The 15,668-nt window shown below is 71.3% G+C and carries 12 protein-coding genes and 1 pseudogene; 11 read left to right on the top strand and 2 right to left on the bottom strand.

Annotated elements, in window-relative coordinates; genetic code table 11:
• Positions 1 to 5: 5 nt before the first annotated feature.
• Positions 6 to 923, bottom strand: coding sequence for an SDR family oxidoreductase (locus tag AB0H86_RS36120; RefSeq protein WP_362448868.1), 918 nt, complete (start codon positions 921 to 923; stop codon positions 6 to 8).
• A 337-nt stretch (positions 924 to 1,260) separates the two neighbouring features.
• On the opposite strand from AB0H86_RS36120, the gene AB0H86_RS36125 reads away from it, so the two are divergent.
• From AB0H86_RS36125 to AB0H86_RS36150, 6 genes are all read left to right on the top strand, one after another.
• Complete coding sequence (locus AB0H86_RS36125; protein WP_362448870.1) at positions 1,261 to 1,686, top strand: MarR family transcriptional regulator; 426 nt, start codon at positions 1,261 to 1,263, stop codon at positions 1,684 to 1,686.
• A gap of 4 nt (positions 1,687 to 1,690) precedes the next feature.
• Positions 1,691 to 2,521 (top strand): IclR family transcriptional regulator, encoded by an 831-nt coding sequence (locus AB0H86_RS36130; protein WP_362448872.1) that lies wholly within the window; start codon positions 1,691 to 1,693, stop codon positions 2,519 to 2,521.
• Positions 2,522 to 2,578: 57 nt separating this feature from the next.
• Positions 2,579 to 3,781 carry a sensor histidine kinase gene (locus tag AB0H86_RS36135; RefSeq protein ID WP_362448874.1) on the top strand — a complete coding sequence of 401 codons (1,203 nt, stop codon included), beginning with the start codon at positions 2,579 to 2,581 and terminating at the stop codon, positions 3,779 to 3,781.
• Positions 3,778 to 4,446 carry a response regulator transcription factor gene (locus AB0H86_RS36140; RefSeq protein WP_362448876.1) on the top strand — a complete coding sequence of 223 codons (669 nt, stop codon included), beginning with the start codon at positions 3,778 to 3,780 and terminating at the stop codon, positions 4,444 to 4,446. Before AB0H86_RS36135 ends, AB0H86_RS36140 begins: the two co-directional genes overlap by 4 nt.
• A 291-nt stretch (positions 4,447 to 4,737) precedes the next feature.
• Positions 4,738 to 6,840 (top strand): MMPL family transporter, encoded by a 2,103-nt coding sequence (locus AB0H86_RS36145; RefSeq protein WP_362448878.1) that lies wholly within the window; start codon positions 4,738 to 4,740, stop codon positions 6,838 to 6,840.
• A gap of 167 nt (positions 6,841 to 7,007) precedes the next feature.
• A complete protein-coding gene (locus AB0H86_RS36150) occupies positions 7,008 to 8,408 on the top strand; it encodes a glycoside hydrolase family 16 protein (protein ID WP_362448880.1) in 1,401 nt (466 codons plus the stop codon).
• A 71-nt stretch (positions 8,409 to 8,479) separates the two neighbouring features.
• On the opposite strand, the gene AB0H86_RS36155 is transcribed toward AB0H86_RS36150, so the two are convergent.
• Positions 8,480 to 9,385 (bottom strand): helix-turn-helix domain-containing protein, encoded by a 906-nt coding sequence (locus AB0H86_RS36155; protein WP_362448882.1) that lies wholly within the window; start codon positions 9,383 to 9,385, stop codon positions 8,480 to 8,482.
• Positions 9,386 to 9,531: 146 nt separating this feature from the next.
• Here AB0H86_RS36155 and tkt point away from each other — a divergent pair, with 146 nt between their 5' ends.
• The 5 genes and pseudogenes from tkt to AB0H86_RS36180 form a co-directional block, all read left to right on the top strand.
• Positions 9,532 to 11,625, top strand: a complete 2,094-nt coding sequence (tkt, locus tag AB0H86_RS36160) for a transketolase (protein WP_362448884.1) — start codon at positions 9,532 to 9,534, stop codon at positions 11,623 to 11,625.
• Positions 11,626 to 11,644: 19 nt separating this feature from the next.
• A complete protein-coding gene (gene tal / locus AB0H86_RS36165; RefSeq protein WP_362448886.1) occupies positions 11,645 to 12,814 on the top strand; it encodes a transaldolase in 1,170 nt (389 codons plus the stop codon).
• Positions 12,811 to 14,394: a glucose-6-phosphate dehydrogenase gene (zwf, locus tag AB0H86_RS36170; RefSeq protein WP_362448888.1), complete on the top strand. Its 1,584-nt coding sequence runs from the start codon at positions 12,811 to 12,813 to the stop codon at positions 14,392 to 14,394. Before tal ends, zwf begins: the two co-directional genes overlap by 4 nt.
• Positions 14,391 to 15,326 (top strand): glucose-6-phosphate dehydrogenase assembly protein OpcA, encoded by a 936-nt coding sequence (opcA, locus tag AB0H86_RS36175; RefSeq protein WP_362448890.1) that lies wholly within the window; start codon positions 14,391 to 14,393, stop codon positions 15,324 to 15,326. Before zwf ends, opcA begins: the two co-directional genes overlap by 4 nt.
• Positions 15,319 to 15,668 (top strand): annotated as a pseudogene (locus tag AB0H86_RS36180) (glucose-6-phosphate isomerase); the annotation flags it as partial. The gene opcA and the pseudogene AB0H86_RS36180, both read left to right, overlap by 8 nt.

Consider the following 15,668-nt stretch of genomic DNA (forward strand, 5'->3'; position numbering starts at 1 on the left):
CATGGTCAGGCCTCCGGGAACTTCGGGGCGGGGATGCCGACGCTCTGGAGCTCGGCGCCTACCGACGTGGGGAAGGCGTCGGCGAGTGTCCCGGGGGTCCAGCCGCCGTCGGCGTAGGCCGCGCTGATCTCCTGCGGATGCGACCAGAGTGCCACTTTGTCGCCGCCGATGCCGATGGCCTGGCCCGTGATACCCCGGGCGGCCTCGGAGGCGAGGAAGGGGACGAGCGCGGCGCAGTCCTCGGGGGTGCCGAAGCCCTCGCCCTTGCGCAGGAAGTCCGGCAGCGGCTCGCCGTTCCTCATGGCGTCGATGTACGGGGCGAAGGCGGGGATGGTCTCGGTCATCGCGGTCGCGGCGACCGGCACGATCGCGTTGACGGTGATGCCCGCGCGGCCCAGTTCCATGGACCAGGTGCGGGCCATCGCGGCGATGCCCGCCTTGGCGGCGGCGTAGTTCGTCTGCCCGAAGTTGCCGCGCTGCCCGGCCGGGGAACCGACCAGGATCAGGCTGCCGCCCTCGCCCTGCTCGCGCATCCGGACGGCGGCGGCACGGGCGCAGGTGAAGGTGCCCTTGAGGTGGGTGGTGATCACCGCGTCGAAGTCCTCGTCGGTCATCTTCCACAGCACCTTGTCCCGCAGGATGCCGGCGTTGGTGACCAGGATGTCGAGGCGCCCGAACTCCTCCACCGCACGGTCGACCAGCCGCTCGGCGGCCTCGGTCGTGCCGACCGGGACGACCTCGGCGACGGCCTTGCCACCGGCCTCGGTGATGGACTTCACGGCCGCCTCGGCGACGGCCTCGTCCACGTCGTTGACGACGACGGACGCGCCGTGGGCGGCGAGGGCCTGCGCGTAGGCGAGGCCGAGGCCCCGGCCGCTGCCGGTGACGACGGCGACCTTGCCGGTGAGATCGATGCTGGGCACGAGCGAGTCCCTTCACGAGGAGCCACGACCGCGAGAACCGGTCGGAGCGGGGTGCGGCTTCGAGTTCGAAGCTAAGAGCAATAATTGTTGACGTCAATAGTTGTTGTCGACCGGCCGGTGCGCCAGACTGGCTTCAGACTGGGAGCAGCACACCGACCCACCACGCCGACACACCACGCCACGCACCACACCGGCGCACCACGCACGACGCACCACCGACGCACCACGCACGACCGCCCCGACCGGGGCCTCGACCAGGGAGTCCGCCATCGCCCGCCAGCCGCACCCGACGCCCCCTGCCGCGAGCCCCGCTCCGATCGACGCCTACGAGCCGTGGATGCGTGGGCTGCACGCGGACACCGGCTATCTGCTGTACCGGCTCGGACTGCGCTCGGGGCAGCTGTTCAACGCCTCCCTCCAGGAGTCCGGCCTGCGCCTGCGCCATTACGCGCTGCTGCGCTTCCTCGCCACGTCGAAGGGCGCCCTGCAACGCGAACTGAGCACCTCCCTCGGCTACGACCCGAGCGCGATCGTCGGCCTGGTCGACGACCTGGAGAAGCTGGGCTTCGCCGAGCGCCGTCCCTCCCCCGACGACCGGCGCAGCCGCGTCGTCGTCCTCACCGCGGACGGTCGCGCCTTCCTGCGCGACACGGACGAGGCCGGACTGCGGGTCACGAACGAGCTGCTCCAGCCCCTCGACCCGGCCGAGCGCGATGTGCTCCACTCGCTGCTGCAGAGAGTCGCCGAGACCGGGCTGGGGTGACGCCGTGCCGACGACCGCCGACGCCGCCCTGTCGCAGGCGGCGCGTTCCGCGCCCGACCGGCTGCTGTCCGTCCTCGCCGCGTTCGACCACGACCACCCGGCGCTGTGCCTGACGGACATCAGCCGCCGGGCCGGCCTGTCCCTGACCACCACCCACCGGCTCGTCGGCGCCCTCACCGAGTGGGGCGCCCTGGAGCGGGACGAGTCCGGCGTCTACCACGTCGGGCTGCGGCTCTGGGAGGTCGCCGCCCTGGCACCCCGCGGACTCGCGCTGCGTCAGGCCGCGCTGCCCTACCTGGAGGACCTGTACGAAGCCACGCACGAGAACGTGCAGTTGGCGGTGCGCGACGGCTCGGAGGTCGTCTACACCGAGTGGATCTCGGGCCGTTCGTCGGTCGGCGTGCACATCCGCGTCGGCGCCCGCTGGCCGCTGCACGTCACCGGCGTGGGACTCGTCCTGCTCGCGTACGGCGATCCGGAACTCCAGAAGGAGTACTGCGCGGGACGGCTCGCCTCCCTCACCCCGTACACCCTCACCGACGCAGGTCAGCTGCGCCGGGTACTGGCCGAGGTGCGGCGCTCGGGCGTGGCGGTGAGCGACCGTCAGGTCACCGAGGACGCCCTGTCGGTGGCGGCGCCCGTGCGCGGACCGGGCGGCACCCTCGTCGCGGCGGTGTCGGTGGTGGTGCCGCAGGCCGACGCCCAGGTGCCGGTGCTCGTCCCGGCGGTGCGGCTCGCGGCGCGCGGGATCTCCCGGGCGCTGGGGTGGCAGCCGGACGAGAGCCGGCCCCGCAGCGGGTCGCGGGCGACCGGAGGACATCCCTCGCACCGGTGAGGACGGGGCCCTCGGGGCGTCGCGATACTGGGACGGCCGTGCGCTGAGGAGCCGCCCATGCCCGCTCGCCCCTGGAACACGTGGATCGACCCCGCCGTCACCCGTCTCAGGACCGCGAACCCGTACGTCGTCGACTCGGCGCTCGCCGCCTTGGTGCTGTTCGCCGTCTCCCTGCAGTGGATGTTCCCCGACGAGGGCGACGACCGACTGTCCTGGCAGGGCTGGCTGCTCGGGGCCGCCACCGCCCTGCCCCTGATCTGGCGGCGCCGGGCCCCGTACGCCAGCGCCTGGGCGGTGTCCCTGGCCACCCCCGCGATGGCGGTGTACCACGCGCCGCCCCCGGACGTGCTGTACGGCGGGCTGGTCGTCCTCTACACCCTCGCCGCGCGGGGTCCGCGCCTGCAGCGCCGCACGATGTTGCTGGGCTGGCTGCTCGGGGGCGTCCTGACCATGCAGCACCGGGAGCACTCCGAACCCTTCGAGTACGCCTTCCATCTGACCGGCATGATCTGTGCCTACGGCCTCGGTGTGCTCTCCCGCGTCCAGCGCGCCTACACCGCCGCCGTGGAGGACCGGGCCAGGCGCCTGGAGCGGGAGCGGGCCGCGGAGACCGCGCGGGCCCTCGCGCTGGAGCGGGCCCGGATCGCCCGGGACATGCACGACATCCTGGCGCACGCGGTGAGCCTGATGGTCGTCCAGGCCGAGGCCGGGCCGGTCGTGGTGCGCAGCGATCCGGAGCGCGCCGAGGCGGCGTTCGACGCGATCGCTGCGAGCGGGCGCGACGCGATGGCCCAACTGCGCCGGATCCTCGGGGTGTTGAAGGAGGAGGAACGAAGCGGTGGGGTGGCCCTCTGGCCCCAGCCGGACCTCGCCGCACTGCCCGCGCTGGTCCGGCGGGTCACCGAATCGGCAGGCCTGCGTGTGGAGTTGCGGGTGGGGGGCGAGCCGCGCCGGCTCCCGCCGGACACCGAGGTCGCCGCCTACCGCGCGGTGCAGGAAGCCCTGACCAACACGGTGAAGCACGCGTACGCTTCCTCCGCACAGGTCGAACTCGACTGGAGTGAGGACGAGTTGACGCTCACGGTGACGGACGACGGCAGGGGTTCCACGAGCGCGGGCGGCGGGCACGGGCTGATCGGGCTCAGGGAACGGGCGGCGGCCTGCGGGGGCAGCGCCGAGGCGGGGCGCGGGCCCGACGGGGGTTTCCGGGTCGTCGTACGGCTTCCCGCCGGCGCCGATCGGCAGGCGGCGCCCGGGTGAGCCTGCGGGTGGTCGTCGCCGACGACCAGGAGCTGGTCCGCAGCGGCTTCACCATGATCCTGGAGGCGCAGGCGGACATCGAGGTGGTCGCCGAGGCCGGGGACGGCGCCGCGGCGGTCGCCGCCGTGCTGCACCACGCGCCCGACGTGCTGCTCCTCGACATCCGGATGCCGGTCATGGACGGGCTGGAGACGGCCCGACGGGTGTGCGCGCAGTCCAGTTGCAAGGTGGTCATGCTGACCACGTTCGACCTGGACGAGTACGTGTACGAGGCGCTGCACGCGGGCGCGAGCGGATTCCTGCTGAAGGACGTGCGCCGGGACGACCTGGTGCACGCGGTCCGGGTGGTCGCGGCGGGCGACTCGCTGCTCGCGCCGGCGGTGACCCGCCGGCTGGTCGCGGACATCGTGCGGCGCCGCCGCGAGGAGACCGCCACGGAGATCACGCCCGACCGGCTGGACGTCCTGACCGCGCGCGAGGTGGAGATCCTGCGGATGCTGGCGCGCGGGCTGTCCAACGCCGAGATCGCCACGACCCTCTTCGTGAGCGAACACACCGTCAAGACCCATGTCAGCAACGTGCTGAGCAAGCTGGGCCTCCGGGACCGCGTACAGGCGGTGATCCGCGCCTACGAGACGGGGCTCGTGACCCCGGGAGCCCCCTAGTCGTCCCCCTCCGTGACGTCGGTTCAGGGAGTTCCACGGGTGCGCGTCGGCTCGGCGATCACCTCGGCGCCGACGTCGGCCGGTCTCGCCGTGGCGGTCGTGCGGATCGAGGCTGTCCGGTCGGTCAACTCCCTTACGGGTCCCGGTCATTCCTCCCTCCGAGGAGTGAGCCGCCGCACCGTCTCCCTCGTACGACGGAGGCCCGGAACCGCTCGCCCCGGCGATCCGTCGATCACCTCCCCGGCACGAGTCTTGAGGACGTCGTCAACCGTCAACCCGCCGGGAGGGACCATGCTCTCCGCACTCGCCCGGGCTGCTACCCGCCGCCCGCTGACCGTCATCTGCCTCTGGGTGGTCCTCCTGCTGCTCGGCTTCGGGCTCGGGACAGGCGTCTTCGGCGACCTCTCCGACGACGTGCCCGACGTCCCCGGCACCGAGTCGGACCTGGCCGACCGGTACCTCGACCGCGTGGATCCGACCGGCGAGTCCGTCACCGCCGTCGTCGCGGGCACGGCCGTCTCCGAATCCGGTCTGCGCTCCCAGGTCGAACGGGCCGTCGCCGAGGTGCGCGAGATCGCCGGGGTCGCCGCCGTACCCGACCCGTACACCACGCCCGGTCTCACCGCCCGGGACGGCAGGGCCCTGATCATTCCCGTCACCTTCGAGGGGGGTCTGAGCGACGACGCCGAGGAGGACGCTACGGACTCGACGGTCGCCCGCGTCAAGCAGATCCAGGCGCCCGAGGTCCATGTCAGCGGCGGCGAGCTGCTCGGCAGGCAACTCGGCGAGCGGGCCCAGCAGGACGTGAAGACCGCCGAGTTGATCTCGCTGCCAGTCGTGCTGGCCCTGCTGCTCGTGGTGTTCGGCGGGTTGCGCGCGGCGGCGCTGCCACTGGTGATCGCGGTCAGCGGGATCGCGGGGGCGTTCCTGGCGCTGTTCGCCTTCAGCCAGGTCACCGACATCTCGGTGTACGCGATCCAGGTCACCACGATGCTGGGCCTCGGACTCGCCGTCGACTACGCCTTGTTGATGCTGGTCCGGTTCCGCGAGGAGCGCCGGCACACGCCGGACGTCGTCGAGGCCGTGCACCGCACGGTCGTGGCGGCCGGACGGACCGTCGTGTTCTCCGGGCTCACCGTGGCCGTCAGCCTGACCGGGCTGCTGGTCTTCCCGAGCGTCTTCCTGCGCAGCATGGGCCTGGCGGTGGCCGCCGTCGTGGTCATCGACATGCTGGCCGCGGTCACCCTGCTGCCGGCACTGCTCACCCGGTTCGGTGCGAAGATCGCACCGTCGCGGGCCCCGGCCGAGGGCGATGAGGGCCGGCTCTTCGCCCGCCTGGCCCGCTTCGCATCGCGCCGCCGCGTCGCCGTCCTGGTCACGGTCGTCCCGGCCCTGCTGGTGCTGGCGCTGCCCGTCACCGGCATGAGGATCAGCATCGGGGACGCCACCCAGCTGCCGTCGAGCACCGAGGCACGGCAGCTGTACGACACCGTCGCCGCGCACTTCCCGCCCGGCACCGGGGTGCCCGCGGTGACCGTCGTCCTCAAACCCGGCACCGACGGCGCGACAGCCGACCGGATCCGCGCCCTGTCGCCGAACGCCGAGTCGCACGAGCCGGGGGGCGGCGCCACCGTCGTGGAACTGCCGCCGCCCGGCAGTGCGGACGGCCCGGCCGCCACCGGCCTGGTCGAACGGGTACGTGAGCTCCGCGGCGACGAGCCGGTGGAGGTGACCGGCGTCGCGGCCCAGCTGGTCGACTTCCGCGCGATGCTCGGTGACCGGGCGCCCTGGGCGGCCGTGATCGTCCTGGCCGGCCTCTTCGTCCTGCTGTTCGCCTTTACCGGCTCGGTGCTGATCCCGCTGCGGACGATCGCCACCACCCTGCTCAGTCTGGGCGCCGCGCTCGGCGTGGTGGTGTGGGTCTTCCAGGACGGTCATCTGGCCGGACTCCTCGGCGCCGAGGGCCTGGGCGCGCTGAGCCTGTCCGCGCCGCCCTTGATCATCGCGATCGCCTTCGGTCTGGCCATGGACTACGAGCTGTTCATCCTCGCCCGGATGCGCGAGGCCCGGCTGCGGAGCGGGGACGACCAGGAGGCCGTGGTGACCGGCCTGCGCCGCTCCGGCCGGGTCGTCACCTGCGCCGCCCTGCTCCTCGCCGTCGTCTTCGGCGCCTTCATGACGGGTGGCTTCTCCCCCATCCTGCAGCTCGGTCTCGGGGTCACCCTCGCCGTCCTCATCGACGCGACGGTCGTACGGATGCTGCTCGTACCCGCGACGATGTCCCTGCTCGGCCGACGGGCCTGGTGGGCACCGAAGCCGCTGCGCCGGGCGCATGAGCGGTTGGGGCTGCGCGAAGAGGCCGCGACCGTGCCGTCCGTGACGACGCGCCCGTGATTCATGGGGTGAAGTCACCTGCGACGCAAGGACTTTCCCTGCTTCAACTCTTGACGACCGGGGCGACGAGGAGCACATTGGCCGCGCCGTGAGAGCGCTCTCAGGACGTTGGGGCAGGGCTCTCGAAGGCACCCGCTCATTCCCCTCCGTACCCGAGAGGCCTCCCCATGAGTGACACCTCCGGCACCCCCCGCAGACGGCGCCGCCCGCTTCGACGGGCACTCGTCGCCGTCGTCAGCACACTGGGGCTCGCGGCGGCGGCCGCCGCGGTCGCCTCGCCGTCCGCCGACGCCGCCGCGCCCACGCCCCCGTCGGGCTGGACACAGGTCTTCCTCGACGACTTCATCGGCACCGCCGGCACCGGCGTGAACACCGCAAACTGGCAGTACTCGACCGGGACTTCGTACCCGGGCGGCCCCGCCAACTGGGGCACCGGCGAGGTCGAGACGATGACGAACAGCACCAGCAACGTCTCCCTCGACGGCAACGGCAACCTGCGCATCACCCCCCTGCGTGACGCGGCCGGCAAGTGGACCTCGGGTCGCATCGAGACCAACCGCACCGACTTCCAGCCCCCGTCCGGCGGCAAGCTACGGGTGGAGGCCCGGATCCAGATGCCGAACGTCACGGGCACCGCCGCCGAGGGCTACTGGCCCGCGTTCTGGGCACTCGGCTCGCCCTACCGCGGCAACTACCAGAACTGGCCGGGCGTCGGCGAGCTGGACATCATGGAGAACGTGCAGGGCCTGAACAAGGTCTGGTCGACGATGCACTGCGGCACCAACCCGGGCGGCCCCTGCAACGAGACCACCGGCATCGGCAACTCCGTCGCCTGCCCGAACACGACCTGCCAGTCCGGCTTCCACACCTACTCGATGGAGTGGGACCGTTCGGCGAGCCCGGAGGCGATCCGCTTCTACGTCGACGGCGTCAACTACCACACCGTCACCGCGAACCAGGTCGACGCGACGACCTGGACCAACGCCACCAACCACGGCTACTTCGTGATCCTGAACGTCGCGATGGGCGGCGGCTTCCCGGACGCCTTCGGCGGCGGTCTGGACGGCGACACCCGCTCCGGCGTCCCGATGGTCGTCGACTACGTCCAGGTGTTGTCGTCCGATGGGGGCGGCACCACTCCCCCGCCCACCGGCAACCGCGACGCCTACGCCGCCATCCAGGCCGAGTCGTACGACACCCAGTCCGGTACGACCACCGAGACCACGTCCGACACGGGCGGCGGCCAGAACATCGGCGCCCTCGCAAACGGCGACTGGGCCCTCTACAAAGGCGTCAACTTCGGCTCCACGGCGGCCAACCAGTTCGTGGCCCGGGTCGCGAGCGGCGCGGCGGGCGGCGTCAGCGGCCTGGTCGAGGTCCGTCTGGACAGCCGTACCGCCACCCCCGTCGGCAGCTTCGCCCTCGCCGGCACGGGCGGCTGGCAGTCCTGGAGAACGGTCCCGGCCAACATCAGCCCGGTGACGGGGACACACGACGTGTATCTCACCTTCACGAGCGGCCAGCCGTCCGACTTCGTGAACGTGAACTGGTTCAACTTCGGCCACTGACCGGCGACTTCCACCAGGGGCTCCACGCGCGCGTGGAGCCCCTCCTCCATGTCGGCGGGCGCCGGCACCACTCAGCGCAGCTCCGCCCGGAACGCCGCCGGCGTCATCTCCGTGTGCTGGTGGAAGAACTTGGAGAAGTTGGCCGCGTCGGGGAAACCGACGGCGGCGCCGACGCGGCCGATGGGCATGTCGGTGTGGGCGAGGAGGCGTTTGGCCTCCAGGACGACACGTTTGTCGATGAAGCCCTTGGGGGTCTCGCCGGTGGCGGCGCGGACCGCGCGCACGAGGGTGCGGCGGGAGTACCCGAGGGCGTCGGCGTACGCGCTGACGCTGTGGTTGGTGGCGAAGCCCTGCTCGACCGCCTCGCGGAAGAGGGTGAAGGTGGTGTCCGACCACTGCCGGGCCGCTTCCGCGGAGCTCGCCGCGAGATGGGCCAGCCGCAGCAGGAACGCCGTCAGGGTGTGGCGCAGGACCGTTGTGTGCAGGCTCGGCGGGAGGGTCGTGGTGTCCTCGTACTCGCGCTGGAGTTGGGCGAGTGCGGCGCGCAGGCCGGCCGACCGGGGCTCGTCGGGGTGCAGCAGGGGCGGCAGGTCGTAGCGGTAGAGCCCGGTGGCCTCGACCGTGGTCCGGGGCAGGAAGCCGGGTTGCATGGTCAGTACGGTTCCGCGGTACTCGCTGGTGCGTGAGAAGCGGTGGACCTGCCCCGGGCGGATCCACAGCAGGTCGCCGGCCGTCACCTCGTACTCGGCGAAGTCGATCATGTGGTGTACGGGGCCGTCGTCGAAGAGCATCACGACATGGAAGTCGATGCGGTGGACGCGGTGCAGGGGCGCGTCGGCGTGCCAGGGGCGGCCGGTTCCCATGGGGCCGACCTGCATGCCGACACCGCCGACGCTCAACTCGACCGGGAAGGGGAACGTTCTGATCGCGTCAATATCGCCGTCACCGTCTCCGGCTTGGATGGTTCTGTCCACCATGTCCTTCTCGTGCCGCCTCGATCACGCGCCCGGTGTCCCACTTTCACCACAGGCTGACACACCACGACCTTCCCTCGTAAAAGTCAGACTTTTAACTTTGAACACGTCAGACCAGCTATCCCGCTCCGATCGAGGACTTCTTGAAGATGAGCACGCAGACACCGGACAGCTTCGAATGGACCGATCTCGACCGGCGTGCCGTCGACACCGCCCGCCTTTTGGCCGCGGATGCCGTACAGCGGGTGGGCAATGGCCATCCCGGCACCGCGATGAGCCTGGCCCCGGCGGCGTACACGATCTTTCAGAAGGTGATGCGTCACGACCCGGCCGACCCGGAGTGGACGGGCCGTGACCGCTTCGTGCTGTCCCCCGGACACACCTCGCTCACCCTCTACACCCAGCTCTTCCTCGCCGGGTACGAGCTGGAGCTCGACGACCTCAAGGCCTTCCGCACGCACGGGTCGAAGACGCCCGGTCATCCCGAGTACGGGCACACCGCCGGCGTGGAGACCACCACCGGGCCGCTCGGACAGGGCGTCGCCAACGCGGTGGGCATGGCGATGGCCGCCCGATACGAGCGCGGTCTGTTCGACCCGGAGGCCCCCGAGGGCGGCTCGCCCTTCGACCACACCATCTGGGGCATCGTCTCCGACGGCGACCTGGAGGAGGGCATCTCGTCCGAGGCGTCCTCGCTGGCCGGCCATCAGAAGCTCGGCAACCTGGTCTTCCTCTACGACGACAACCACATCTCCATCGAGGGCGACACCGCGACCGCCTTCTCCGAGGACGTCCTGAAGCGCTACGAGGCCTACGGCTGGCACGTGCAGCGCGTCGAGCCCGGCGAGGACGGCGACATCGACGTCCACGCCCTGCACGCGGCGCTGCGGGCCGCGCAGGCCGAGACCGGACGCCCCTCGATCATCGCGATGCGCACGATCATCGCCTGGCCCGCCCCGAACGCGCGGGACACCGAGGCCGCGCACGGCTCCGCGCTCGGCGAGGACGAGGTCGCCGCCACCAAGCGCGTCCTCGGCTTCGACCCGGAGCGGACCTTCGAGGTCGCCGACGACGTCCTCGCCCACACCCGTCAGGCCCTCGACCGGGGTGCCGAGGCGCACGCGGCCTGGGACAAGCAGCTCGACAAGTGGCGCGGCGCCCAGTCGGAGCGCGCGCGGCTCTTCGACCGCGTGGTCGCCGGTCAGCTCCCCGAGGGCTGGCAGGACGCCCTGCCGGTCTTCGAGGAGGGCAAGGCGGTCGCCACCCGCGCCGCCTCAGGCAAGGTGCTCCAGGCGCTCGGCGCGGTCATCCCCGAACTGTGGGGCGGCTCCGCCGACCTGGCCGGCTCGAACAACACCACCATCGACAAGGCGAGCTCCTTCCTGCCGAAGGGCAACCCGCTGCCGGAGGCCGACCCGTACGGCCGCACCATCCACTTCGGCATCCGCGAGCACTCCATGGCCGCGGAGATGAACGGCATCGCGCTGCACGGCAACACCCGTATCTACGGCGGCACCTTCCTGGTGTTCTCCGACTACATGCGCAACGCCGTCCGGCTGTCCGCGCTGATGCAGCTGCCCGTCACCTACGTCTGGACGCACGACTCCGTCGGCCTCGGCGAGGACGGGCCCACGCACCAGCCCGTCGAGCACCTCGCGTCCCTGCGCGCCATCCCGGGCCTGAACATCGTCCGCCCGGCCGACGCCAACGAGACCGTGATCGCCTGGGCCGAGATCCTCAAGCGGCACGCCACCGACCCGGCACCGCACGGCCTCGCGCTCACCCGCCAGGGCGTGCCGACGTACGCGCCGAACCCGGACGCGGCGCGCGGCGGTTACGTGCTGGTGGAGTCCTCCACCGAGATCCCCGACGTCGTCCTGATCGCCACCGGCTCCGAGGTCCAGCTCGCCGTGGGCGCGCGGGAACAACTGGAGGCCGAGGGGGTCGGCACCCGGGTGGTGTCGATGCCGTCGGTCGAGTGGTTCGAGGAGCAGTCGCGCGAGTACCGCGACCGTGTCCTTCCGCCGTCCGTGAAGGCCCGCGTCGCGGTCGAGGCCGGGATCGGTCTGACGTGGTACCGGTTCGTGGGTGACGCGGGACGCATCGTCTCCCTCGAACACTTCGGCGCCTCCGCCGACGCCAAGACCCTGTTCGCCGAGTTCGGCTTCACCGCCGAGAACGTCGCCGCGACCGCCCGGGCCGTGCTCGATTCGCCTACAGACCCGACCGCCGCCCGCGGTTGATCAGATCGCCCGAAAGAAGATGATCACAGTGACCGAAGCGACCGCGAACGCGGGAGCACTCAAGCGCCTGTCCGACGAGGGCGTCTCCATCTGGCTTGACGACCTCTCCCGCGGGCGGATCGAGTCCGGCAACCTCGCCGAACTCGTCCGGACGAGGCACGTGGTGGGCGTCACCACCAACCCGTCCATCTTCCAGTCCGCCATCGGCTCCGGCGAAGGCTACGAGGAGCAGCTCGACGACCTCGCCGTGCGGGGCGTCACGGTCGACGAGGCCGTGCGCATGATGACGACCGCCGACGTCCGTGCCGCCGCCGATGTCCTGCGGCCTGTGTACGACGCGACCGGCGGCCGGGACGGCCGGGTCTCCATCGAGGTCGACCCGCGGCTGGCCCACGACACACCGGCCACCATCGCCGAGGCCAGGCAGCTGGCCTGGCTGGTGGACCGCCCCAACGTCCTGATCAAGATTCCGGCGACGAAGGCCGGCCTCCCGGCGATCACCGAGGTCATCGGCCTCGGCATCAGCGTCAACGTCACGCTGATCTTCTCCCTGGAGCGCTACCTCGAGGTCATGGACGCCTACCTCGCCGGTCTGGAGAAGGCCCGGGCGAAGGGCCTGGACCTCTCCGGGATCCACTCCGTGGCCTCCTTCTTCGTCTCCCGCGTCGACTCCGAGATCGACAAGCGGCTGACCCTGCTCGGCACCGCCGGGGCCCTGGCGCTGAAGGGGCGGGCCGCCCTCGCCAACGCGCGGCTCGCCTACGAGGCGTACGAGGACAGGTTCGGCTCTGCCGACAAGGCGACACGCGCCGGTGAGCGCTGGACCGCCCTCGGCGGCGCCCGTGCCAACAAGCAGCGCCCGCTGTGGGCCTCGACCGGGGTGAAGGACCCGGCGTACAAGGACACGCTGTACGTCGACGAGCTGGTCGCCCCCGGCACGGTCAACACCATGCCGGAGGCCACCCTGAACGCAGCCGCCGACCACGCCGACATCACCGGCGACACCGTCACCGGCGGCTATGCCCAGGCCCGCGCCGACCTCGCGGCGGTGGAGGGGCTCGGGATCTCGTACGACGAGGTCGTGCGGCAGCTGGAGCACGAGGGTGTCGCGAAGTTCGAGGCGGCCTGGCAGGACCTGCTGGACGCCGTGACGAAGTCCCTGAACAGCAAGGGGGTTGACGAGGAATGAGCAAGGAACCGACCGAGGCGGCCGAGGCCGTGACCACCTTCCCGGCCGTGCCGCCCGCCGACTGGTCCAACCCACTGCGGCACCCACAGGACCGTCGGCTGCCGCAGATCGCCGGCCCGTCCGGACTCGTCATCTTCGGCGTCACGGGCGACCTGTCCCGCAAGAAGCTGATGCCGGCCGTCTACGACCTCGCCAACCGCGGTCTGCTGCCGCCGGGCTTCTCGCTCCTGGGGTTCGCCCGCCGGGACTGGGAGGACCAGGACTTCGCGCAGGTCGTGCACGACGCGGTCCGCGAGCACGCGCGCACCGAGTTCCGGGAGGAGGTCTGGCAGCAGCTCGCCGAGGGGATGCGGTTCGTCCCCGGGGACTTCGACGACGACACCGCGTTCAAGCAACTGCGGTCCGCCGTGGACGAGTTGGACGCCTCGCGCGGTACGAGCGGCAACTACGCCTTCTATCTGTCCGTACCGCCGAAGTTCTTCCCGAAGGTCGTCCGGCAGCTGAAGAAGCACGGGCTGGCCAACCCGCCGGAGGGTTCCTGGCGGCGGGCGGTCATCGAGAAGCCCTTCGGGCGCGACCTGAAGAGCGCCCGTGAGCTGAACGCGCTCGTGCACGACGTGTTCGAGCCGGACCAGGTGTTCCGCATCGACCACTACCTCGGCAAGGAGACCGTCCAGAACCTCCTGGCGCTGCGCTTCGCCAACCAGATGTACGAGCCCATCTGGAACCGGTCGTACGTCGACCACGTGCAGATCACGATGGCCGAGGACATCGGCATCGGCGGCCGGGCCGGCTACTACGACGGCATCGGCGCCGCCCGTGACGTCATCCAGAACCACCTGCTCCAGCTCATGGCCCTGACCGCCATGGAGGAGCCCATCGCCTTCGACGCCGAGTCGCTGCTCACCGAGAAGCTCAAGGTGCTGAAGTCGGTGCGGCGGCCGGAGGAGGTGGGCGAGCACACCGTGCTGGCGCAGTACACGCAGGGCTGGCAGGGCGGCGCGAAGGTGGCCGGGTACCTCCAGGAGGAGGGCATCGACCCGCAGTCGAAGACCGACACCTACGCGGCCGTCAAGCTGGAGGTGGACAACCGCCGCTGGGCGGGCGTCCCCTTCTATCTGCGCACCGGCAAGCGGCTGGGCCGCAGGGTCACCGAGATCGCCGTCGTCTTCAAGCGGGCACCGCACTCCCCCTTCGACTCCAGCGCCACCGAGGAGCTCGGGCAGAACGCGATCGTCATCCGCGTCCAGCCCGACGAGGGCATGACGGTCCGGTTCGGCTCCAAGGTGCCGGGTACCTCGATGGAGATCCGGGACGTGTCCATGGACTTCGCCTACGGCGAGTCGTTCACGGAGTCCAGCCCGGAGGCGTACGAGCGACTCATCCTGGACGTCCTCCTCGGCGACGCCAACCTGTTCCCCCGGCACCAGGAAGTGGAAGAGTCCTGGAAGATCCTCGACCCGATCGAGGATTACTGGGCGAACCACGGCAGGCCGGCGCAGTACGCGTCCGGCAGCTGGGGACCCGAGGAAGCCGACGAGATGCTCGCACGAGACGGACGGAGCTGGCGCAGGCCATGAAGATCGACCTGACCGACACCACGGCAAGCAAGATCAACAAGGCGTTGGTGCAGGGGCGCCGCGCCATCGGCACACCCGCCGTGGGCATGGTCCTGACGATGGTGATCGTCACGGACGAGGAGAACGCCTACGACGCGATCAAGGCGGCCGAGGAGGCCTCACACGAGCACCCCTCGCGCACCCTGGTCGTCATCAAGCGGCACGCCCGCACCCCGCGCGACCGCACCAGCTCCCGCCTCGACGCCGAGGTACGGGTGGGCGCCGACGCCGGCACCGGCGAGACGGTGATTCTGCGGACCTACGGCGAGGTGTCCGACCACGCCGACTCCGTCGTCCTGCCGCTGCTGCTGCCGGACGCCCCGGTGGTGGTGTGGTGGCCGGTGGAAGCGCCGGCCAACCCGGCGAAGGACCCGCTGGGCGCGCTGGCCCAGCGCCGGATCACCGACCTGTACGCGGTGGACAACGCGCTGGAGGTGCTCAGGACCCGGGTGCGCACCTACGCGCCGGGCGACACCGACCTCGCCTGGACCCGGCTGACCCCATGGCGCTCGATGCTGGCCGCGGCCCTGGACCAGGCCCGGGTGAGGGTGATCTCGGCGGCCGTGGAGGCCGAGGACGAGAACCCGGCGGCGGAACTGCTGGCCCGCTGGCTTGAGGCCCGCCTCGGCGTCACCGTCGACCGGGTCGTCACCGCGGGGCCGGTGGTGACGGCCGTGCGCCTCGGCACCGAGAACGGCGAGATCGTCATCGACCGCCCCGAGGGCCCGCTGGCCACACTGACCCTGCCCGGCCAGCCCTCGCGCACCCTCGCACTGAAGGTCCGCACCACCTCCGAACTCATCGCCGAGGAGCTTCGGCGCCTCGACGCGGACGAGATGTACGCCGTCGCCCTGCGCGGCGAGGCCACCAAGGAGATCCCCTCTCATGTCTGACTCCCCTTCCGAAGCCGACACCCCGAAGCTCACCCAGCGGCCGGAGTGGACCGCTCTGGCGGACCACCGCGCCGAGTGGCACGCGCATCTGCGTGACCTGTTCGCGACGGACCCCGGGCGCGCGGAGCGGTACGTCGTACGCGTGGGGGACCTGCGCGTCGACTTCTCCAAGAACCTGGTCACCGACGAGACGCTGGCCCTGTTGCGGGAACTGGCCGTCGCCACGGACGTGTTCGGGTTGCGTGACGCCATGTTCGGGGGTGAGCGGATCAATATCACCGAGGACCGGGCGGTGCTGCACACCGCGTTGCGTGCTCCGGCGAGTGCGGTGGTCGAGGTCGA

The organism is Streptomyces sp. NPDC050997, from assembly GCF_040660135.1.
Taxonomy (GTDB): domain Bacteria; phylum Actinomycetota; class Actinomycetes; order Streptomycetales; family Streptomycetaceae; genus Streptomyces.